Annotated in this window: 15 protein-coding genes; 6 read left to right on the top strand and 9 right to left on the bottom strand. The window is 67.7% G+C overall.

Annotated features, from left to right (window positions below; all coding sequences use genetic code 11):
- Positions 1-644: 644 nt before the first annotated feature.
- Together BDW16_RS10000 and BDW16_RS09995 are read left to right on the top strand one after the other, a co-directional pair.
- Positions 645-1,646 carry a threonine aldolase family protein gene (locus tag BDW16_RS10000; RefSeq protein WP_066581262.1) on the top strand — a complete coding sequence of 334 codons (1,002 nt, stop codon included), beginning with the start codon at positions 645-647 and terminating at the stop codon, positions 1,644-1,646.
- Positions 1,643-2,560, top strand: a complete 918-nt coding sequence (locus BDW16_RS09995; RefSeq protein WP_066581264.1) for a DMT family transporter — start codon at positions 1,643-1,645, stop codon at positions 2,558-2,560. The genes BDW16_RS10000 and BDW16_RS09995 overlap by 4 nt, the downstream gene beginning before the upstream one ends.
- Here BDW16_RS09995 and BDW16_RS09990 read toward each other — a convergent pair.
- The gene (locus BDW16_RS09990) at positions 2,470-3,294 is read right to left on the bottom strand and encodes a Rossmann-fold NAD(P)-binding domain-containing protein (protein ID WP_083954446.1); all 825 of its coding nucleotides are present in this window, start codon (positions 3,292-3,294) and stop codon (positions 2,470-2,472) included. The genes BDW16_RS09995 and BDW16_RS09990 overlap by 91 nt on opposite strands.
- A gap of 31 nt (positions 3,295-3,325) precedes the next feature.
- Positions 3,326-5,020, bottom strand: coding sequence for a M28 family metallopeptidase (locus BDW16_RS09985; protein ID WP_066581266.1), 1,695 nt, complete (start codon positions 5,018-5,020; stop codon positions 3,326-3,328).
- A 112-nt stretch (positions 5,021-5,132) separates the two neighbouring features.
- On the opposite strand from BDW16_RS09985, the gene pepN reads away from it, so the two are divergent.
- Positions 5,133-7,715, top strand: a complete 2,583-nt coding sequence (pepN, locus tag BDW16_RS09980; RefSeq protein ID WP_066581268.1) for an aminopeptidase N — start codon at positions 5,133-5,135, stop codon at positions 7,713-7,715.
- Here the strand turns inward: pepN and BDW16_RS09975 are convergent.
- Complete coding sequence (locus BDW16_RS09975) at positions 7,712-9,328, bottom strand: alkaline phosphatase D family protein (protein ID WP_066581270.1); 1,617 nt, start codon at positions 9,326-9,328, stop codon at positions 7,712-7,714. The genes pepN and BDW16_RS09975 overlap by 4 nt on opposite strands.
- Positions 9,329-9,435: 107 nt before the next feature.
- Between BDW16_RS09975 and BDW16_RS09970 the strand changes: the two genes are divergently transcribed.
- Both BDW16_RS09970 and BDW16_RS09965 read left to right on the top strand, forming a co-directional pair.
- Positions 9,436-11,094 carry a dipeptidyl-peptidase 3 family protein gene (locus BDW16_RS09970; RefSeq protein WP_066581272.1) on the top strand — a complete coding sequence of 553 codons (1,659 nt, stop codon included), beginning with the start codon at positions 9,436-9,438 and terminating at the stop codon, positions 11,092-11,094.
- Positions 11,095-11,146: 52 nt separating this feature from the next.
- Positions 11,147-12,565, top strand: coding sequence for a glycosyltransferase 87 family protein (locus tag BDW16_RS09965; RefSeq protein ID WP_066581274.1), 1,419 nt, complete (start codon positions 11,147-11,149; stop codon positions 12,563-12,565).
- Between the two features lie 6 nt (positions 12,566-12,571).
- On the opposite strand, the gene BDW16_RS09960 is transcribed toward BDW16_RS09965, so the two are convergent.
- Genes BDW16_RS09960 through BDW16_RS09950 form a run of 3 tightly spaced genes read right to left on the bottom strand, consistent with a single transcriptional unit; the run spans position 12,572 to position 15,233 of the window.
- Positions 12,572-13,765, bottom strand: a complete 1,194-nt coding sequence (locus BDW16_RS09960; protein ID WP_066581330.1) for a glycosyltransferase — start codon at positions 13,763-13,765, stop codon at positions 12,572-12,574.
- Between the two features lie 8 nt (positions 13,766-13,773).
- A complete protein-coding gene (locus tag BDW16_RS09955) occupies positions 13,774-14,298 on the bottom strand; it encodes a DUF2141 domain-containing protein (RefSeq protein ID WP_066581276.1) in 525 nt (174 codons plus the stop codon).
- Complete coding sequence (locus tag BDW16_RS09950) at positions 14,295-15,233, bottom strand: hypothetical protein (protein WP_066581277.1); 939 nt, start codon at positions 15,231-15,233, stop codon at positions 14,295-14,297. Before BDW16_RS09950 ends, BDW16_RS09955 begins: the two co-directional genes overlap by 4 nt.
- A gap of 223 nt (positions 15,234-15,456) precedes the next feature.
- On the opposite strand from BDW16_RS09950, the gene BDW16_RS09945 reads away from it, so the two are divergent.
- Positions 15,457-16,548 (top strand): glycosyltransferase, encoded by a 1,092-nt coding sequence (locus tag BDW16_RS09945; RefSeq protein ID WP_066581281.1) that lies wholly within the window; start codon positions 15,457-15,459, stop codon positions 16,546-16,548.
- On the opposite strand, the gene BDW16_RS09940 is transcribed toward BDW16_RS09945, so the two are convergent.
- Genes BDW16_RS09940 through BDW16_RS09930 form a run of 3 tightly spaced genes read right to left on the bottom strand, consistent with a single transcriptional unit; the run spans position 16,533 to position 20,292 of the window.
- Positions 16,533-18,536, bottom strand: a complete 2,004-nt coding sequence (locus tag BDW16_RS09940; protein WP_066581283.1) for a TonB-dependent receptor — start codon at positions 18,534-18,536, stop codon at positions 16,533-16,535. The genes BDW16_RS09945 and BDW16_RS09940 overlap by 16 nt on opposite strands.
- Entirely contained in the window at positions 18,533-19,159 is a 627-nt protein-coding gene (gene maiA / locus BDW16_RS09935) for a maleylacetoacetate isomerase (RefSeq protein ID WP_066581284.1), read from the bottom strand. The genes BDW16_RS09940 and maiA overlap by 4 nt, the downstream gene beginning before the upstream one ends.
- Positions 19,156-20,292, bottom strand: coding sequence for an AI-2E family transporter (locus tag BDW16_RS09930; RefSeq protein ID WP_083954447.1), 1,137 nt, complete (start codon positions 20,290-20,292; stop codon positions 19,156-19,158). The genes maiA and BDW16_RS09930 overlap by 4 nt, the downstream gene beginning before the upstream one ends.
- Positions 20,293-20,296 lie beyond the last annotated feature (4 nt).

Below are 20,296 nucleotides of genomic sequence, written 5' to 3'. Positions count from 1 at the left end.
GCTTCGGTTTTCTGCCGCAAATTGTTGGTGAAATTCGCCAAATATATTGGCGTAGAATACCAACAATCTCGGCAACAAAATTTCTACTTCATATAATTCAATCACTTATATGAGTTGGCACGGACCCTGCAAATCTCTGTGCATCCCGCCGGACGGTCTGGCGGAACACAACAGGGAACAAGATCATGGCACTCCGTTTCGACTCGCTCAGCCGCTACGCCTTCTCGCTGGTCGGCGCTGCCGCCTTCACCGCGTTCCTGATCGCCAACACCCTCAGCATGGGTCCGGTCGCCTGACCGGACCAGCCAGCAGGAGCAAGATCATGGCACGCAGCATCCTCATCACCCTCGTTTCCTTCGGTCTCACGACCGTGACCATCCTCACCACCACCGCCGTGCCGGGCTCGGGCATCATCGCCTGAGCCTCGCCGGCCCGGCCCCTTCTCCGGAAATGGGCGGGCCGGGATGACCGGGCGGGAGATTGCCGCCTCCCCGCACAGGCCGGAACCGATCCTCCCTCAAGGTCGAGGATCGCCAGACGGCAAGATCCAGCGAAACAGTACCGCTCAGCGCCGGGACGCGTGATTCATCCCGCGCGGCAGGCGTCCGATTGACGGCGCGAATCGCAGGGCGCATGGGGCCGCCATGCGCTTCTTCTCCGACAACGCCGCCCCCGCCTGTCCCGAGGTGCTCGCGGCACTGACGGCCGCGAATGTGCAGGACACCGCCTATGATGGCGACGCGCTCAGCCAATCGCTCGATGCGCGCTTTTCCGAACTCTTCGAAACCGATGCCGCGGTGCTGTGGCTGCCCACCGGCACCGCCGCCAACTGCCTGGCGCTCGCCTCGCTGTGCCCGCCCTATGGCGGCGTGGTCTGCCATCGCGAGGCGCATATCCAGGCCGACGAGGCCGGCGCGCCCGAATTCTTCACCCATGGCGCCAAGCTGCTGCTCGCCGAAGGGGCGGGCGCGAAGCTGACCCCGGACGCGATCCGCGCGGTGATCGACCGGATCAAACCGGGCGTCCACTGGACCCAGCCGCACGCGATCTCGATCACCAACGCCACCGAATATGGGCTTGCCTATACGCCGCAAGAGACCGCCGCGATCGGGGCGCTGGCGAAGGAGCGCGGCCTTGGCTTCCATGTCGACGGCGCGCGCTTCGCCAATGCGCTGGTGCATCTCGGCTGCACGCCGGCCGACCTCAGCTGGCGCGCCGGGGTCGACGCGCTGAGCTTCGGCTTCATCAAGAATGGCGGGATGGGCGCGGAGGCGCTGGTGTTCTTCCGTCCCGATCTTGCCCAGGCCGCGCGCGTGCGCCGCAAGCGTGCGGGGCACCTTCAATCCAAGGGCCGGTTCCTCGCCGCGCAGCTGCACGCGATGCTCGACGGCGAGCTGTGGCTGCGCAATGCGCGTGCCGCCAATGCCGGCGCCGCGCTGCTCGCGCAGGCCGCGGGTCCGCGCCTGCTGCATCCGGTCCAGTCGAATGCCCTGTTTCTCAAGGCGACTGCGGAAGAAGCCGCTTCGCTTCGCGCGCAGGGCTTCGGCTTCTACGACTGGGCGCCGGGCGAAATCCGGGTCGTCGTCTCCTGGGATCAGGATGCGGCGGCGGTCCGCCCGCTGGCCGACGCGATCGCGCGTCTGTGAGCACCGCGCCCGCGCCCAATTCCACACGGCTTTCCGTCCTGCTGCCGTTCGCGGCGGTGACGCTGATCTGGGGGTCGACCTGGATCGTCATCACCGGCCAGCTCGGCGTGGTGCCGCCGACCTGGTCGGTCACCTACCGTTTCCTGATCGCGGGCGTGATCATGCTCGGCTGGGCGGCGTTCACGCGACAGCCGCTCCGGCTCGATGCGCGGGGCCTGCTGTTCGCGGCGCTGATGGGCGCCTTCCAGTTCGCGCTCAATTTCAACTTCGTCTATCGCGCGGAGGGGCATGTCACCTCGGGCCTGGTCGCGGTGGTTTTCGCGCTGCTGCTGGTCCCCAACGCGATCTTCGCGCGCGTCTTTCTCGGCCAGCAGATGGGGCGGCAGCTGATCATCGGATCGCTGATCGCGATGGCGGGCGTCGGGCTGCTGTTCCTGCACGAGCTGCGCCGCGACCCGATGGGAAGCGGCGAGATCTGGCTGGGGATCGGTCTCACCTGTCTGGGCGTGCTCTCCGCCTCCACCGCCAACATCATGCAGGCGACCGAGACCGCGAAACGCTATCCGATGGCGACGATGCTGGGCTGGTCGATGCTGCTCGGCGCGTCGATGGACGCGGCCTTCGCCTGGATCACCACAGGCCCGCCGGTGTTCGACACCCGGTTCACCTATGTCGCAGGGGTGCTCTATCTCGGGATCCTCGGCTCGGCAGTGTCGTTCCCGCTCTATTTCAGCGTGCTGCGCAAGATCGGGCCGGCCAAGGCCGCCTATTCGAGCGTGATCATCCCGGTGCTGGCGATGCTGCTCTCGACCCTGTTCGAGGGCTATCGTTGGTCGTGGCTTGCGGCGGCGGGCGCCTTGCTCGCGGGCGCTGGGCTGGTGCTTGCGCTGAGGGCGCGCAGGCCCAACCGGTAATCACGGTGGCGCGGCTGCCAGCCGAGCACGCGCTTCGCCTTGCCGTTCGCGACGCGGCGATTCTCCGAATAGAAGGCGCGTGCGGCGGGCGAGAGGTTCGCTTCCTCCAGCGGCACCAGCGGCGGCACCGGCAACCCCAGCAGCCGGCAGCCGAACGCGATGACGTCGCTCTGCGGCGCGGGTTCGTCGTCGGCGAGATTGTAAGCGCCCGGCGGCGCATCGAAGCCGGCGATCACTCCGCCGGCGATGTCGTCGACATGGACGCGGCTGAACACCTGCCCCGGTACGTCGATCCGCCGCGCCTCGCCGTTGCGGATGCGATCGAGCGGCGAGCGGCCGGGGCCGTAGATGCCCGGCAGTCGGAAGACGCGTGCGCCCAGTGCGAGCCAGGCGGTGTCCGCGGTCGCGCGCGCGCTGCGCCGTCCGGTGCCGGTCGGCGCGCTCTCGTCGACCCACGCCCCGGCGGTGTCGCCATAGACTCCCGTCGAGGAGAGGTAGCCGAGCCACGCGCTAGTTGCGGCAAGCGCATCGCCATAGCCGGCGAGCACCGGATCATCCTCGCCGGGCGGCACCGAGGAGAGGATGTGCGTCGCCTGCGCGACCTCGAACCGCACGCGATCCGCATCGTCGAAGGCGAGGTTGCCGGCGCTTCCGGTTGCAGCCACCCGAGCACCCGGCAACCGCGCGGCGATTGCCGACGCGGTATAGCCAAGGCCGAAGACGAGCAGGCGCATCTAGCTTCTGCCCCGCCGGGGGAAGCTCACCTCACTTCGCGCCATATCCATTGTACAGCACGCCGAAGAAATCGCCCTTGTTCCACGCCGGGCGCGCATCGGCATCGGCGATCTCGCGCGCGATGGCGTAGTTCGCCTCGATGAAGCGCACGCCCTGATCCCATTTGATCTCGGGGTTGGTGATCTCGTCCGACGGGCGGTGATAGCGGGTGGCGAGGAAACGGTTGAACGCCTCGCCGCCCACGCCAGCCATGCCCGGCCACAGGAAGACCGAGGGGATGCCCTGCTGGACGAAGCGGTAATGGTCCGAACGGACGAAGAAGCCCTGTTCGGGCATCGGGTCCTTGCCGACGCCCACGCCCACCGCTGCGGTCGCGCGCGCGACGATCGGGCCGAGCGTCGAGCGCGCCGCGCCGAACGCGATCATGTCCTCGAACTTGTAGGTGATCACCGGCATGTCGAGATTGACGTTGGCGACGAGATTGGCCTTGGGCACGGTGGGGTTGTGCGCGAAATAGTCCGCGCCGATCAGCCCCTTCTCTTCGGCGGTGACGGCGAGGAACATGATCGAGCGGCGCGGCGGCTTGCCCGATGCCTGGAAGCGCTTCGCCTCCTCGATCAGCGAGGCGATGCCCATGGCATTGTCCATCGCGCCGTTGTGGATCGTGTCGCCCTTCGCGTCGGCCTTGCCCACGCCGACATGGTCGAGATGCGCGGAGAGGACGACGACCTCGTCCTTGAGCTTGGGGTCGCTGCCCGGGATGATGCCCGCCACGTTGCTGCTGGTCACCGTCTTGCGCTCGGTCTTGAGCGCGGCGGCGAGCGTCGCGCTGCTCGCGAAGGGTGCGATCGTCGGTTTGCCCGCTTCGGCGGCCTTCACCGCCGCGGCCCAGCCCTTGTCCTTGCCGAACAGCTTGCCAGCGCCCTTGAGGCTGACCGACGCGATGGTCGGCGTGCCCTTGGCCGGCAGATGGCCATTGCCCTGCGCATCGGCCCAGGTCATCCGCCACTCGTCCCATACTTCGGTCATGCGCGAGAAGGGGCGGACCTTGGCCGAACTCGGGCTTTCGAGCACGATCACAGCGGCCGCGCCCTTGCTCGCGGCGATCGCCGCCTTGTTGGCGTTGCTGCCGAAATGCGCGCGCTCTTCGCCGTCGAAGCCGCCCGGCGCGCCCGAGAAGATCGCGACGACCTTCCCCTTCACGTCCACGCCCTTATAGTCGTCGCGCTTGTACTGCGGCGCGACAATGCCATAGCCCGCGAACACCACGCCCGCGTCGATCAGCGTGCTTTCCCGCTCCGGATTGCCGCCCGGGATATAGTCCTCGCCAAAGACGAGGCTGACCGGTGCCGCACCGCTGCGGGTGACGGTCAGCGTGCCCTTGTCGGCTGCGCGGAAGCTGAGCAGCGGCACCGGCTGGAGATAGGAGCCATCCACGCCTGCGGGCTTGAGGCCGGCGGCATAGAATTGCGCGGCGACGTACTGCGCGGCGATCTCATACTCGTTGGTGCCCGACTCGCGGCCCTTCATTGCGTCGGACGCGAGGAACATGACATGCGCCTTCATCGCCGCCTGATCGGCCGGAAGCGCGGCGTTGACGAAGGCGTTGGTCTCCGCCGCGGTCGGTGTCCTGGCCGCCTCGGGCGCGGCCTGAGGTGCAGCCTCCTGCGCGGCGAGCGGGAGAGCAAGGCTGACGAGAGCAAGCGTAAGCGTCGGACGCAGCATCAATGAGGTCTTCCGATTGAACAAAGGATGGGCTGAGGCGTAGCACTACAGCTATACACCGCAACGAAATTTCGTGGTGCCGCCCGGGCGGCTCCGCTTATAGGCTTGTCCCATGATCGATGCTCTCGCCGCCACGCCCCATGTCACACGCCGCGAGGACTATCGCGCGCCCGACTGGCTGGTGCCGGAAATCGCGCTCGACTTGGATCTCGATCCGGCGGCGACGCGGGTGACCGCCGTGCTGACGGTCGAGCGCAATGGCGCGCATGATCGCGTGCTTCGCCTCGACGGCGACGGGCTGACACCGCTTTCGGTGAAGGTCGACGGCGCGGAGGCGGCCTATGAGATGGACGGCCCCGCGCTGGTGATCGCGCTGCCCGGCGACGTGCATGTCGTCGAGACTCAGGTTGAGATCGCGCCCGAGCGAAATACCCAGCTGATGGGCCTCTATGCTTCGGGCGGGAACCTGTGCACCCAGTGCGAGGCCGAGGGTTTCCGCCGCATCACCTTCTTCCCCGACCGGCCCGACGTGCTGAGCAAATACCGGGTGAAGATGACCGCGGACAGGACGCGCTTTCCGGTGCTGCTCGCCAACGGCGATCCGGTGGCTTCGGGTGAGGCGCCCGACGGCAAGCACTGGGCCGAATGGCACGACCCCTTCCCCAAGCCCTGCTACCTCTTCGCGATGGTCGCGGGCGACCTTGCCGCCAATCGCGGGACCTTCACCACCCTGTCGGGGCGCGAGGTGCAGCTCGGCATCTGGGTGCGCGAGAAGGATCTGCCCAAGACCGATCATGCGCTCCACGCGCTCAAGCTCAGCATGGCCTGGGACGAGAAGGTCTATGGGCGCGAATATGATCTCGACGTGTTCAACATCGTCGCGGTGGACGATTTCAACTTCGGCGCGATGGAGAATAAGGGGCTGAACATCTTCAACAGCCGCTACATTCTCGCTGATCCCGATACCGCCACCGATTACGACTATGACGCGGTCGCCGCGGTGGTCGCGCACGAATATTTCCATAACTGGTCGGGCAACCGCGTCACCTGCCGTGACTGGTTCCAGCTCTCGCTCAAGGAAGGCTTCACCGTCTTCCGCGACCAGAGCTTCTCCGCCGATCAGGGTTCGGCGGCGGTCAAGCGGATCGAGGATGTCCGCGGCCTGCGCGCGGCGCAGTTTCCCGAGGATGCCGGGCCGCTCGCGCACCCGGTACGCCCCGACGAGTATCTCGAGATCAGCAATTTCTACACCGCGACCATCTACAACAAGGGCGCCGAGGTCATCCGCATGATGGCCACGATCCTGGGCCCGCAGAAGTTCCGCGCGGCGACCGACCTCTACTTCCAGCGTTTCGACGGCACCGCCGCGACGTGCGAGGACTTCGTCGCATGCATGGAGGAAGCGAGCGGGATCGACCTCGCTCAGTTCCGGCTCTGGTATTCGCAGGCCGGGACGCCGCGGGTCACGGCGACGCTGGAGCATGAGGACGGCCGCGCGCGCGTGACGATCCGCCAGACCGTTCCGCCGACGCCCGGCCAGCCCGGCAAGGCGCCGATGGTGCTTCCGCTCAAGCTGCGGCTGTTCGGCGGCGAGAGCGCGAAACCGGTGGCGCCCGAGCAGCTTGTCCTGCTGTCGGATGCCGAGGCGGAGATCGCGTTCGACGGCGTGACCGAGCGTCCGGTGCTGTCGATCAACCGCGGTTTCTCGGCGCCGGTGATCGTCGATACCAACCGCAGCGCGGCCGATCTCGCCTTCCTCTCGGCGCATGACGACGATCCCTTCGCGCGGTACGAGGCGATGCAGCAGCTGATGCTCGACACGCTCGTCGCCGCGGTGACGCAGGGCCGCGCCGATCATGCCCCGGTGATCGAGGCGGTGGCCAACACGCTCGGCGATCCGGCGCTCGACCGGGCGTTCGTCGCCGAAGCGGTGCTGCTCCCTTCGGACAGCTTCATCGGCGACCAGCTGGCCGTGGTCGATCCGGAGCTGATCTTCCAGAAGCGTGAGGCGCTGCGCCGCGATCTCGGCAAGGCGCTCGAGCAGCAATGGCGCGACGCGCACGACGCGGTGAAGGCCAACCGCTTCGAATACAGCCCGGCGGGCAAGGGCGCGCGGCGGCTGCGCACCGTATCGCTCGGCTATATCAACGCCAGCGGCGCGGCCGACGGCCCCGATCTCGCCTTCAGCCAGTTCGAGGGCGCTGACAACATGACCGACCGGCAGGGGGCGCTGATGACGTTGGTCAACGGGCTTTCCGACAAGCGCGAAGCGGCGCTCGACATTTTCTACCACCGCTATTCGGACAATGCGCTGGTGCTGGACAAATGGTTCCAGACCCAGGCGCTGGCGACGCGCGCCGACACGGCCGAAGCGGTCGAGGAACTGGCGAAGCATCGCGATTTCACGCTGGCCAACCCCAATCGCGCCCGCGCGCTGGTCGGGGCCTTTGCGATCAACCAGCGCGCCTTCCATTCGGGCGAGGGGCGCGGCTACCGCTTCGTCGCCGATCAACTGATCGCGCTCGACAAGTTGAACCCGCAGACCGCGGCGAAGCTGGTCCCTCCGCTCGGCCGGTGGAAGCGCTTCGACGAGGCGCGTGCGGCGCGGATGCGCGCGGAGCTCGAACGCATCCTCGCCGTGCCCGGTCTGTCGAAGGACATGACCGAGCAGGTGAGCAAGAGCCTGGAGGGCTAGGCCATCACATTGCGGCCGCGGCGCACCGTCGCGCTGTGGCCGATGCTCGCCGCGGGCGTGCGCTGGCGGATCGTGTCGGCGAACAGCCAGTCGTTGCGCACCTGATCGGGCGTCAGCGTCAGCGCCATATAGCCGCGGCGCGAGGTGTCGCACCATTTGAGCTCGGCATTGGTCTCGACCAGCGCGCGGGCGATCGCCTTGGGGTCCGCCGCGGTGGAGCTTTCATAGCCGGGCGAGGTCACCGCATGGCCGGCGAACTCGACCCCCGCGGGCCTGCCATCCTGCGCCAGGTCATAGGCCCAGGCGTTGTGGCTGTCGCCGGAGAGCACGACGAGGTTGGCGTTGGCTGCCTGCGCGGACTTGAGGAAGCGTGCGCGGGCGGCGGGATAGCCGCCCCAATTGTCGAGGTTGGTCGGCAGGCCGAGCGCAGCGAGGGTGACGCCCGCCTTCACATAGCGTTTGGCGATTTCGGGCGCGTCGGGCTTGAGCCAGTCCATCGCCTGCTTCGGCGCGACCTGCCGGCCCATGATCGTGCCGAACCCGGCCACCTGCCAGCGCGTGCCGGCGCGGACCGATCGCTTGAGCTCGGCGGCGATCCACGCCTCCTGCTCCCAGCCCATCATCGTCATCGCCGGGTCCTGCCACGCGCCGTCGCGGAACGCCTTCAGCGCCGCGAGCGGATCGTCCGCCATCAGGAAGGGCGCGGCGCTATAGGGTCTGGTCCGCCCGAGCAGCCGGGTCTCGGTCCGGAACAGCGTGGCGAGGGTACCGATCTCATAGGCCTTCCACGGCTCGTCGGAGACCGGCATCCATTCGCGCCATGCCTGCATCGCGGCGGCGCGGCGCGCGTTCCAGTCGCCTTCCTTGTCGGAATTGTGATTCTGCGCGCCGCCTTCCCAGCTGTCGTTCGCCGACTCATGGTCGTCCCACTGGATCAGCATCGGCTTGGCCGCGTGCAGCGCCTGCAGATCGGGATCGGCGCGGTAGCTGGCGTAGCGCAGGCGATAGTCGGCGAGGTGGACGATTTCGGTCGCCGGCAGCGGAAGGCGGCTCGTCACGGCCTGGTCCGCCGACGGGTAATAGCCGTGCGGATACTCGTAGATATAGTCGCCGAGGTGCACGGCCAGGTCGATGTCGTCGCGCGCCGCGGCATGGGCATAGGCGTTGAAATAGCCGAAGCCGATGTTCGAGCAGGAGAAGATGGCTATACCGAAGCGCGCCGCATTGCCCTCGGGCAGCGTCCGCGTCCGCCCGAGCGGGGAGGCGCTGCCGTCGGGTGCGACGAAGCGATAATGGTAGCGGGTTGCGGGCTTGAGGCCGGTCACGACGATCTTGACCGTCCAGTCGCGCCACGGCCCGGTGATCGCCTCGCCGCCCGCCACCACCTTGGCGAAGTCAGCGCTCTCGGAGACCTCGACCCTGAGCTTCGCCGAATCGCCCCTGCCGGCATAGCGGGTCCAGAGCAGCATCGAGGTCGCGCCGGGCTCGCCGCTCGCGACATTGTGCGTGAAGCCGTCCGCGGCCGCCGTTTGCGCGAAGCCCGGGATGGCATAGGCGCCAAGGCCCAACGTGCCGGTGAGGATCAGTGAACGGCGATCGATACGGATGGTCATGTCGGGTCTCCCTTCCGCGTCCCTGGCCCGTGCATATGGCGGGTTCGTGACAGCCGATCCTGACAGGTCTAGAGCGGGCCGCAACCGACAGGTTTCCGGAGTTACCGATGCGCAAGACCGCCCTCGCCGCGCTGCTTCTCGCCACTGCCGCCTGCAATCAGACGCCGTCCGCTGGGAATGACGCCAGCGCCGCTGCCGAAAGCTACGACCTCGCCGCGCAGAAGGCGAAGCTCGCGGTGATCGAGATGAAGCCGGACACCAGCTTCCTCACCGATGAGGAGCGGCAGGTGGTCAATCTGCTGATCCAGGCGTCGGATATCATGTCGACCATCTATCGTGCTCAGCGCGACGCGAACTGGCAGGCGACGCGTGCGGGGATCGAGAAGCAGGGCGATGCGCTCAAGCTGGAGATGTACGACCGCAATTTCGGCCCGTGGGACGAGGTGGCGGACCTTCACCCCTTCGGCGGCGGCGCCAGGATGCCGGAGGGCGCGGGCTTCTATCCCGCCGATCTGACGCGTGAGGAATTCGACGCCTATCTCGCCAAGAATCCGGGCGAGAAGACCGCGCTGACCAGCCCCTATACCGTCGTCGTCCGCGACGGCGTGAAGCTCAAGGCGATCCCCTATTCGGTCGCGTACAAGACCGAGCTGACCCAGGCGGCGAAGCTGCTCGATCAGGCCGCGGCGATCACCACCAACGCCAGCCTCAAGAAGTTTCTGACGCTGCGCGCCAGGGCGTTCCTGACCGACGACTATTTCCAGTCCGAACTGGCGTGGATGGACCTTGAGGGCACCCCGATCGAGGTCGCGATCGGCCCATATGAGGTCTATACCGACCGGCTCCACGGCCAGAAGACCGCGTTCGAGAGCTTCGTTACGCTCAAGGACCCGGCCGAGTCGGCGGCGCTCGCCAAGTACAAGCGCTATCTGCGCGACATGGAAGGGAACCTCCCGGTCCCGGCCAAGTACAAGAATTTCCAGCGCGGCTTCGAGAGCCCGATCGCGGTGGCCGAGCAGATCCGCGGCGGCGGCGACAATGTCCCGGGCGTCCAGACCATCGCCTTCAACCTGCCCAATGACGAGCGCGTGCGCGAGGCCAAGGGCGCGAAGAAGGTGATCCTCTCCAACGTGCTCGGCGCCAAGTACGAGCGGATCCTGAGCCCGATGGCGCCGCTGGTGCTGGTGCCCGATCAGGCGAGCCTGGTCGCCAAGAAGTACATGCAGCTCGAAACGCTGTTCCACGAACTGTCGCACAGCCTCGGGCCGGGGACGATCGTCGTGGACGGCAAGCGCACCACGGTGAGCGAGGCGCTCAAGGACCAGGCGTCGGGGCTGGAGGAAGCCAAGGCCGACGTGATGGGCGCGTGGAACATCCTGTTCATGATGCAGAAGGGCGAGCTGCCCGCGTCGGAGAAGTCGCAGCTGTTCGCCACCTATCTTGCCGGCACCTTCCGCGCCATGCGCTTCGGGATCGAGGAAGCGCATGGCAAGGGTGCCGCGATGCAGTACGGGTATTTGAAGGCCAAGGGCGCGTTCGTCTGGGACGCCAAGGCCGGCCGCTACCGGATCGACGATGCCCGGTTCGAGCTGGGGCTGCGCGATCTGCTGCGCGACATGATCGTGCTCCAGGGCAATGGCGACTATGACGGGGTCAAGGCGTTCATGGCGAAATGGGCGGTGCTCGACGACAATGCCCGCGCCGTGATCGCGTCGATGAAGGCGATCCCGGTCGATATCGTACCCGTCTACCCGAACCGGGTATAGGCGGCGCGCGCCGGGAAGTGACAAGCTTTCGAGCGCCTTCTAAGGGGCCGCAATGATCACATCGGCTAACACGCGCCGCCTGGCGCTGATCGTGCTGGTTGCCGTTGCGGCGCGTGCGCTCGCGCTCGGCAATCCGATCGTCCAGGTTGACGAGCAATTCTATTTCTCGGTCGCGCACGCGATGTGGTCCGGCGCGGTACCCTTTGTGGATCTTTGGGACCGCAAGCCGGTCGGGCTGTTCCTGCTGTTCATGCCGGCGGCCCTTCTGCCGGGCATGGCCGGGGTCTGGGCGTATCAGCTGATGGCGCTGGCCGCGGCGGTTGCGACCGCATGGATCGTGGCCCGCTTCGCCGATCTGGCGCAATGGCAGAAGGGCGCGATCTGGGCCGCGATCGCCTATATCCTGTGGCTCAACCTGCTGGGTGGCGTGGGCGGGCAATCGCCCGTCTTCTACAACCTGCTGATGGCCTGCGCCGCGCTGCTCGCCAGCCGCCCGCGCGCCGACGGGCATGCCTGGCGGCGCGGCATGTGGGCGATGCTGCTGATCGGGCTGGCGCTTCAGGTCAAATATTCGGTGGTGTTCGAGGGGATCTTCATCGGCCTCTGGCTGATGTTCGTCGAGTGGAAGGCGACGCGCAGTCTCCGCTCGGTGCTGGTCTATGGCTGCGTGCTGGTCGCTATCGCGCTCGTGCCCACCGCGCTGGTGATGGCGTGGTACGCCTGGATCGGCGCCTTCGACGCATTCTTCTTCGCCAACTTCATGGCGATCTTCGCGCGCAAGCCCAACCCGATCGGCGAGGCGCTGGAGAATCTGGGCGTGCTCGTCGGCGTGCTGGCGCCGCTCGTCGCGCTCGGCCTGATGAGCTGGCGCAAGCGGCGCGAGGCCGAGCCGGACCTGCGCACCTTCCTGCTGCTGTGGCTGCTGGCATCGGCGTTCGGCGTGCTCGTCTTCGGCACCTGGTACGAGCATTACGGGCTACCGGTCGTGGTGCCGGCGGCGGCATGCGCGGCCGGGTTCATGGCGGTTCACCGCAAGTGGACGGTCGTGATCCTGCTTGCCGCCGCGATTGGCGGCCAAGTCAAGGTCGGGCTGGAGCGGATCAATCGCGGGACACCGGCCGAGTTTGCGCGCCTGATCGAAGCAGTCGGCAGCGGGCCGGGTTGCCTCTACGTCTATTCGGGGCACACGATGCTCTACACGCTGACGGAGCGCTGCCGGCTCACCGCCTATATCTTCCCGTCCTTCCTGATCCGCCCGCGCGAGAATGGCGCGATGGGCGTCGACCAATGGACCGAGGTCAAGCGCATCATCGCGCAGCGTCCCGAGGTGATCGTGATCAGTCCGCCCTATCGCGTCGAAACGCTCGATATCCGAGCTTATGTCGAGGAGATCGTCCGCCGCGACTATGACGCACCGGAGGTCGTCAAGCTCGGCAATGGCGAGGTGAAGGTCTACCGCCTGCGCCGGTAGCGGGCGCTACACCCTCTGGCGGCGCGCAACCCCGCCGGCACGCTCGGCGATCAGCTCGGAATAGAGATCCACCAGCGCGATCGCATGGTCGCGGTCGGACAGGACCTGTCCCGCCGCGTGCCGCGCTGCGGCGCGCAAGATGGCAGGCTCGCGCGCGAACAGCCGCCGGATCGCTGCCGCTGCCGATTTCGAATCGCCGCCCTGATAGGTTTCGGCGAACAGCGGATCGGCGACCTCGGCGCAGCCGCCGTCATTGGGGACGATCAGCGGCAGGCCCGAGGCGAGCGCTTCGGACGCGACCAGCCCGAACGGTTCCTGATCCGATCCGTGGATCAGCGCATCGGCGCTGGCCAGGATGCGGCTGAACCGCTCGCGGTCATAGACCGGACGGAACAGCCGGATATGGGTGTTGCCGGCGATCTGGCGTTCGAGTGCGGAGCGTTGCGGGCCGTCGCCGAGCAGCATGAGGCCGACCGGCATCTGCGCGCCTGCGCGCTCGACCGCGTCGATCACCACCGGCCAGCGTTTCTCCTTGTGGTGGCGTCCGAGCCCGATGAGCAAATGCCCCTCTGGCGGCAGATCGAGCTGTGCGAGCATCGATGCACGCAGCTCCTCGTCGCGCAGCCCGGGCGAGAAATGGTTGCGATCGATGCCGAGCGGCATCGCCGCATCAACATGGATGCCGCGGCGGCGATAGCGTTTCGCGAGCGCCGGACCGTTGGTCACGAAGGCGTCATAGCCCTCGAGAAACTTGTTCATGTAGCGCGTGTACCAACCGAACATCTGCTCGATCCGGTCGGGGCTGGCAAAGGGCGCCAGCCAGCGCTGCGGATAGGCGCCGATATTGTCGTTGTGCGCGAAAAAGACCTTGAGCGCGTCGCCCTGCCAGTTGCCGACGCCCCAGGCCGGGCGCCAGGGCGAGCTGTTCTCGACGACGTCGGGTTTCAGCTGATCGAGCAGCTGGATGACCGGTGCCATGTCCTTGAACAGCCAGTAGTTGCGGTCGACGATCAGCGGCGGTGCCTTGACCCAGTAGATGCGCCCGCCATCCGGGCGATCCTCGATCCGGTCCTCTTCGAACGGGGCGATGACGATCAGCTCATGGCCGAGCTCGGCCAGGATGCGCATCTTGCGGTCGAGATAGGTCCGCACGCCGCCGCCGGTGGGCGAATAATATTCGTTGACGTCGATGATCCGCATCGCGCGCTTCAATCGTTCGGATCATAGGGCGCGAAGCCCGAAAGGCCGCGCAGATACTGGGCGTGGATCGCGATCGTCGTCACGCCGGCCCCCACATTGATGACCGCTTCCTTGAGCTGCGGACGGCTGCGGCCGAGCTTGCGGTTGCTGGCGAAGCCGGCGCCGTCCTTCCAGAAATTGAACTTGTTCTTGCCGTCGCGGTCGTGGGTGAACAGCAGCGCGTAGCGGCCCGGGCGCGGCGCGCGGATGCACAGCGAGACCGCCCCTGCCTGCGGCGTCTGTGTCCACAGCCGGGCGAAGAACTTGCCTTCGTTCTTCAGCTTGGTGTCGTCCTTCAGGAAATCGTCCTCGGTCGCCGGATAGAGTTCGAGCTTGAGCCGTCCGCTGCGATCCTTGAGGCCGGTGATGTTCACGCGCACCGACGGGCTCGATCCGTTGCACATGGCCGCAGAGCCCTCCAGCAACTGCGCGGCGGCGGGAGAGATCGGCATTGCAACGGCGGCGAGAAGCGGGGCGGCGAAACGAATGGTCATATATCCTTCCTGATCAGTCCCAGCAGCCCGAAGCCGGCGAAGAGCACGACATGGACCAGCAGGGTGAGCGCCGCCGTGAAGGCGAGCAGCTCCGACAGGGCCTGACCCTGCCCGATCAGTATGATCGCGAAGTTGGCGAAAAGAAGATCCTTGTTGGGCACGAAGGGCAGGCGCGACACCAGCATGCGGGCCGCGGCCAGGATCAGCCACATGCCGATCGACACATCGGGCATCGCGAAATGCCAGGCCAGGGCGATCAGGATCGAGCCCACCACCAGACGCAGCGAATGGATGCCGAAGATCCACCAGAGCGTATTCTTCCGCAGCGAGAAGACGCGCTTCGAGAAGATCAGGAAGGGGACCGACATGCCGATCATGATCGCGATCGAGGCGAGCGCGGTGTTGAACTGCGCCGGGGTCAGCAATTCGGTGGCGAGCGGCAGCGCGAGCGCGAGCATCGCCAGCGTGATGGCGTTGCCGGCGATCGCCGAGAGAATCGACACGTCCTTCACCGCGCCGAACGGGGCTGCCACCATCTGGGTGCGCTGACGCGCCCAGGCGTAGAAATAGGCCTCGCCCGAATAGCCGAGCACAACCTCGTTCGCGATGCGCTTGCGGTGCAGAGCGACCATGCCCGAGGCGGGGATCTTCCACAGCTTGCGGAAGATCACATAATCGAAGGTCGGCGGGCCGAGATAGAAGAGCGCGAAGAACAGGTAGAAGACCCAGCTGCTCGGCGCCATTTGCGACAGGCCGGTCAGGCCCTTGTCGAACAGTTCGTTCGCAAGCCCGGCGATCATCAGCAGCGACAGCACCGCGCCCAGCAATGCGGGCCAGCGGCGCTTGATCTTCTGGATGGGCTCCAGTCCCGCGAGATCGGGCGCCGCGAGAGGCGCCGCAGCGATCGGGGCGGGATTTACGACAGACGTGCTCATTGAAGCTTCCGCTCCCGGTGGTTCAACATAGGCCAAACTGGTGCCCTTCTCCGGAAACGCAACGTTCTTGGCGCGCCTTTAGCTGAATCCGGGCTGAACCCCCAGAGTACAACATTTCCCCGTCAGGGGCCGCGCGCAGCCTGCCCCTGCCAGCAAAATACGGTTTCTTCCGGGAGTGATTTGGGCTTTAGCTGGGCAGCCTTCAACCCCACCCCGGATCGCCGTGCCCGATCAGCCCCCCGCCGCAGCGCATATTCTGAGCTTCGCCCAGACGCTCAAGGGCGGCGGCGTCGAGCGCGCGTTGCTGCGCATGGCCGATGGCTGGGCGCGCGCCGGGCGGCGGGTGACGCTGGTGATCGGCGATACCGGCGGTGCGCTGGCGCACGAGATTCCGCCGGGTGTCGAGGTGCGCGAGCTGGGCAGTACCGCATATCGCGCGCTGTTCGGGCTCCACGCCATCGTCCGTGAACTCAGGCCCGACATCGTCTTCTGCCCCGGCAATCATTACACCGGCGCCGCCTTCTGGCTGCATGCGCGGCTGGGCAAGGCCTGCCCGCCGATCGCGGGCAAGGTCTCCAACGCATTGGTGCGCCCCGATCTGCCGCGCGGTGCGGGGGCGGGCTATCGTAGCTGGTTGCGCATGCATCCGCGCTTCCTCGATGCCGTGGTGGCGATGACGCCGGCGATGGCAGGGGAGGCGGTCGGCGCGATGGGACTGCCTTCTTCGCATGTCCATGTCATCCCCAACCCACCGGCCCGGCCCATCCCGGGCGCGCCGCCGCCGGTGCTGCCCGAGGGGCGCTTCCTGCTTGGCGTCGGCCGGCTCGCGCCGCAGAAGCGCTGGGAGCGGCTGATCGCCGCGATCCCGCGTCTCCACGACCCCGACGTCAAGCTGGTGATCCTGGGCGAAGGCGAGGAACGCGCTACGCTCGAGCGGCTGGTCGAACGGTCCGGGCTGGAAGGCCGGGTGCTGATGCCGGGTCACGCGCCCGATCCGCTGCCCGCGATCGAGCGCGCGGCGGCGGTGGTGCTGACCAGCGAGTTCGAAGGCGTGCCCGGCGTCATCCGTGAGGCGATCGCCGCGGGGACCCCGGCCGTCGCCACCGATTCGAGCGTCGCGATCCACGAACTGATCGATTCGCCCGCGCGCGGCACGATCGTCCCGCCCGGCGACCGCGCCCGGCTGGTCGGCGCGCTCAACTACTGGCTGATGCCCGGCCGTGAGCGCCCGGAGCCCCGGCCCGAGAGCGGCCCGGATCCGGTGCAAGCCTATCTCGACCTGTTCGATGATCTCGCCGCTCACCGCCCCCGGTAGCTGAACCCGATCCACAGCGTGCGCGGTGTCGCGCGTTCGATGATGCCGCCGCCGGTGATGGCAGTTTCCACCCGGGCATCGGCGAGATTCTCGCCGCGTGCCTCGATCGCGAGACCTGCAGTCAGGGGCACGGCGATCCGCGCGTCGATCGTGAAGGCGTCGGCCAGCTCGCGCGCATTCTGGTCGTCCTCGAACTGCCTGTCCGCATAGCGGCCCGTGACCGAGACCAATGCGCCCTTTCGCGTCCAGCCGAGAGTCGCCGATCCCTGATGGCGCGCAACCTGGGCGGGCCGCATCCCGTCCAATGCCGCTGCGGGGCCCGATGCCTCGACGCGGGCATCGGTGAACGCCCAGGATGCGCCTGCGCGCCAGGGCCCGGACCGCCAGCGCAGATCGATCTCCGCGCCCTTGGCGGTGATCGCATCGAGATTGAACCGCTGGCGATTTGCCCCGCCGCCCGGAGCGGTGCTCAGCGTCACATTGCCGATCGCCCCGCGGATACGGTTCCAATAGCCGGTGGCGGCGAGCGTCAGCGTCGAGGCGAGGTCGAGGTCGATACCGGCTTCGGCGCCGGTCAGCCGCTCGGGATCGAGCAGCGGGTTCGCGGCGGTGGCGTCGGTGCCGGCGCGGAACGGGCGGTAGAGTTCGTTGAGCGTCGGCAGCCGCCAGCCGGTATAGGCAGCGCTGCGGATGGAGACCGCGGGTGCAAGCTTGACGGCAACCCCCGCCCGGCCGCTCGCTTCCCAGCCGCTGCGATCGGCGAAGCGCGTGTCGGTCAGAGCCGCGCCGCCCGCCAGCGGCGCTTCGAACAGCGAACCGTTCGAGATCGTCCAGCGATCGACACGCCCGCCCGCACTCAGCGTCAACGGCCCGCGCTCGACGCTCAGATCCGCGAACACGCCCCCGGTCAGGGTCTCGCCGCCTGCGGTGCGCCGTCGCGTCGGCCTGCCAGCGGAATAGAGATAGAGTTCCTGCGTCCGCCCCGATGTGTGGCGCAGATCGCCGCCCAGCCGCAGCGTCGCCCCGTTACCGACCGGCGGCTCGATCTCCACCCGCGCGCCCGCGCCGCTGGCGGGAACATGCTGATCGAGTGTAGGGGAAGCGCTTGCGCGCCCGGCGGCGATGCTGGCGAAGCCGCTCGAGAAATCGCGGTGTTGGAGATAGGCGAGCGCCGACCAGCGCCACGCGCCGCGCCCGACCAGCCGCACGCTGGCGTCGGCACCCTGGCTGGCGATCGGGGTGAAATCGGTGCCGCGGTCGCGTTCGTCGCTGAAGCCCGACAGGTTCGCTTGCAGTTCGATCGTGCCGCTCAGCGGAAACACCGATCGCAGCGCGAGGCTGGCCTGGCGATAGGGAGCGGCGCGATCGGCCGCGCCGCGATCCTCTGCGACGATAGGAACGAAGCCGTCGCCGCGCGCAAACTGCCCCGCCACTGTAAGCGATCCCGCGCCGAGCCTGGCGCCGCCCGTCGCCGTCAGGTCGATCGAGTCGCGGCTGCCGTAGAAACCGGTCAGCGCGAACGGCCCGAGCGTCGCCGCGTCCGCGCTGGTCAGCTCGACCGTTCCGGCAAGCGCACCCGCGCCGTGATAGCCGCTGCCGCCGCCGCGGGTGACGCGCACCGATGCCAGCCGCTCGGGCAGATAGGCGGGGAAGGGGACCCAGCCGCCGAACGGATCCGCCTGCGGCACCCCGTCGAGCAGTAGCAGCGCGCGGCTCGATGCGTTGCCGCCAAGGCCGCGCAGGGTGATGCCCTGCGCCGTCGGATGCGCCGATCGCGAATCCGCGCGGCGGAACTGCGCGGCGCCCGCGACGTCGCGCAGCACGTCCTCGAACCGCCCGCTCGCGCTCTCGGTCAGCCGGTCGCGGTCGATCTCGGCCACGGCATAGGCCGCCTCGCCCGGCGGCGCGTCGAGCCCGCGCCCTGTTACCACGATTTCCTGGGCAATGGCGGGAACAGGAAGGATCAGCAGGGCCCAGACGGCCCTCATTCGGGTTTGGCCCGGTCCGGATGCGCCGCGGCGAAAGGCGCGAGCGCGGATGCGGCGGCGTCGGCCGCGACCAGCCTGGGATAGGGATCGAGCGGCAGTTCGAACCGGCGCGCATTGTACATTTGCGGTACCAGCAGCACGTCGCTCACATCCGGCGCGCCGCCGCCAAGGAACGGGCCGCTCCCCGCCATCGCCTCCAGCGCCGCGAAGCCCTCGGCGATCCAGTGGCGGTACCATTCGCCCTTGGCCGCCTCGTCCGCGCCGAACTGGGTCTCGAGCCGCTTGAGGATGCGCAGATTGTTCACCGGGTGGGTGTCCGCGGCGATCGTCAACGCGCGCGCCATCGCATCGGCGCGGGCGAGCGGGTCGGCCGGGATCAGCCGCGGTTCGGGATAGACCGAATCGAGCCATTCGATGATTGCGAGGCTCTGGGTCAGGATATGCCCGTTGCCGATATCCAGCGCCGGGACGAAACCCTGCGGGTTGCGCGCGACATGCTCGGGCGAGCGCTGCTCGCCCTTGACCAGATGCACCTCGCGGCGCTCGGCCTCGACACCCTTGAGGTTGAGGGCGATCCGCACGCGATAGGCGGCGGACGAACGGAAATAATCGTACAGGATCATGCGGACTTCCGGGGAACGGCACGGCGCGCGCGCGGCCTTGACGGTGGCGGGACGGGGTCGGGTTCGGGATCGGCGCCGATCCCGGCGGCGACCGCCTGCTCGGACTTGCGCTCGAGCGCGACCTTGATCATCGCCACGATCGGGTCGGCGAGCGCAAGGCCGAGGAAGCCGAACAGCGTGCTGGCCAGAATCTGCGACGAGACGGTGAGCGCCGGCGGCATGTCCACCGTATGCTTGGCGACCAGCGGCAGCAGCACATAGCCGTCGAACGTCTGCACGCCGAAGTAGATCGCGATCGCCCACAGGCCCTGTTCGGGCCCGGCGCTGAAGCCGACCGCGACCATCAGCACGCCCGAGATGAACGCGCCGATATTGGGGATGAAGGCGAGGATGCCGGTGAGGATGCCCAGCAGCAATGCCATCGGCACGCCTGCGAGCGACAGGAGTATCCAGGTCAGCGCGCCTTCGAAGATCATGCCGAGGATACGCCCGGCGAGCAGAACGCGCATCGTCCGCGCCATGCGTGCCAGCGTGATCGCGAACTGGTCGCGAGACGCCATCGGAACCATCCATTGCAGCCCGCGCTCGTAGATGCGCGGCTCCATCGCGACGAACAGACCGATGACGAGCACGAGGAAGAAGCTGCCGATCGCGCCGATCGCGCCGCCGATGAACGAGGTCACCCGGCCGACCGAGCCGAGCGCCTGTTGGGCAAGGCCGGTCAGGTCCGATGCCGCCGGCATGATGCCGAGCTCGCTCAGCCATGCGCTGACCCGGTTCGCCTGCGCTTCCAGCGTCTGGCGCAGCTGTTCGGCCTGCGCGGCGATCTCGACCCCGGTGAGGTAGATGACACCGCCGACGAAAGCGATCACCAGCAGCACGGCGATCGCCAGTGCGAAGCCGCGCGGGATCGGCAGGATCTTGCGGATCAGACGCGTACCGCCGTCGAGCATCGACGCGACGACAAGGCCCGCGAAGATCAGCAGCAGCGGCTGGATCAGCAGCACCACCAGCGCGGTCGCGATGGCGAGCCCGAACCACACCGATGCCCGCCGCAACTCGGCGCGCATCACCGGATCGCGCATCTCGTTGGGGCCGGGTTCGCGGATGATCGAGACGTTGTCCTTGCTCATGGCC

It is taken from the genome of Sphingomonas koreensis (assembly GCF_002797435.1).
In the GTDB taxonomy this organism is placed as follows: Bacteria; Pseudomonadota; Alphaproteobacteria; order Sphingomonadales; family Sphingomonadaceae; genus Sphingomonas; species Sphingomonas koreensis.
This window is presented reverse-complemented; position numbering and strand designations above follow the sequence as displayed.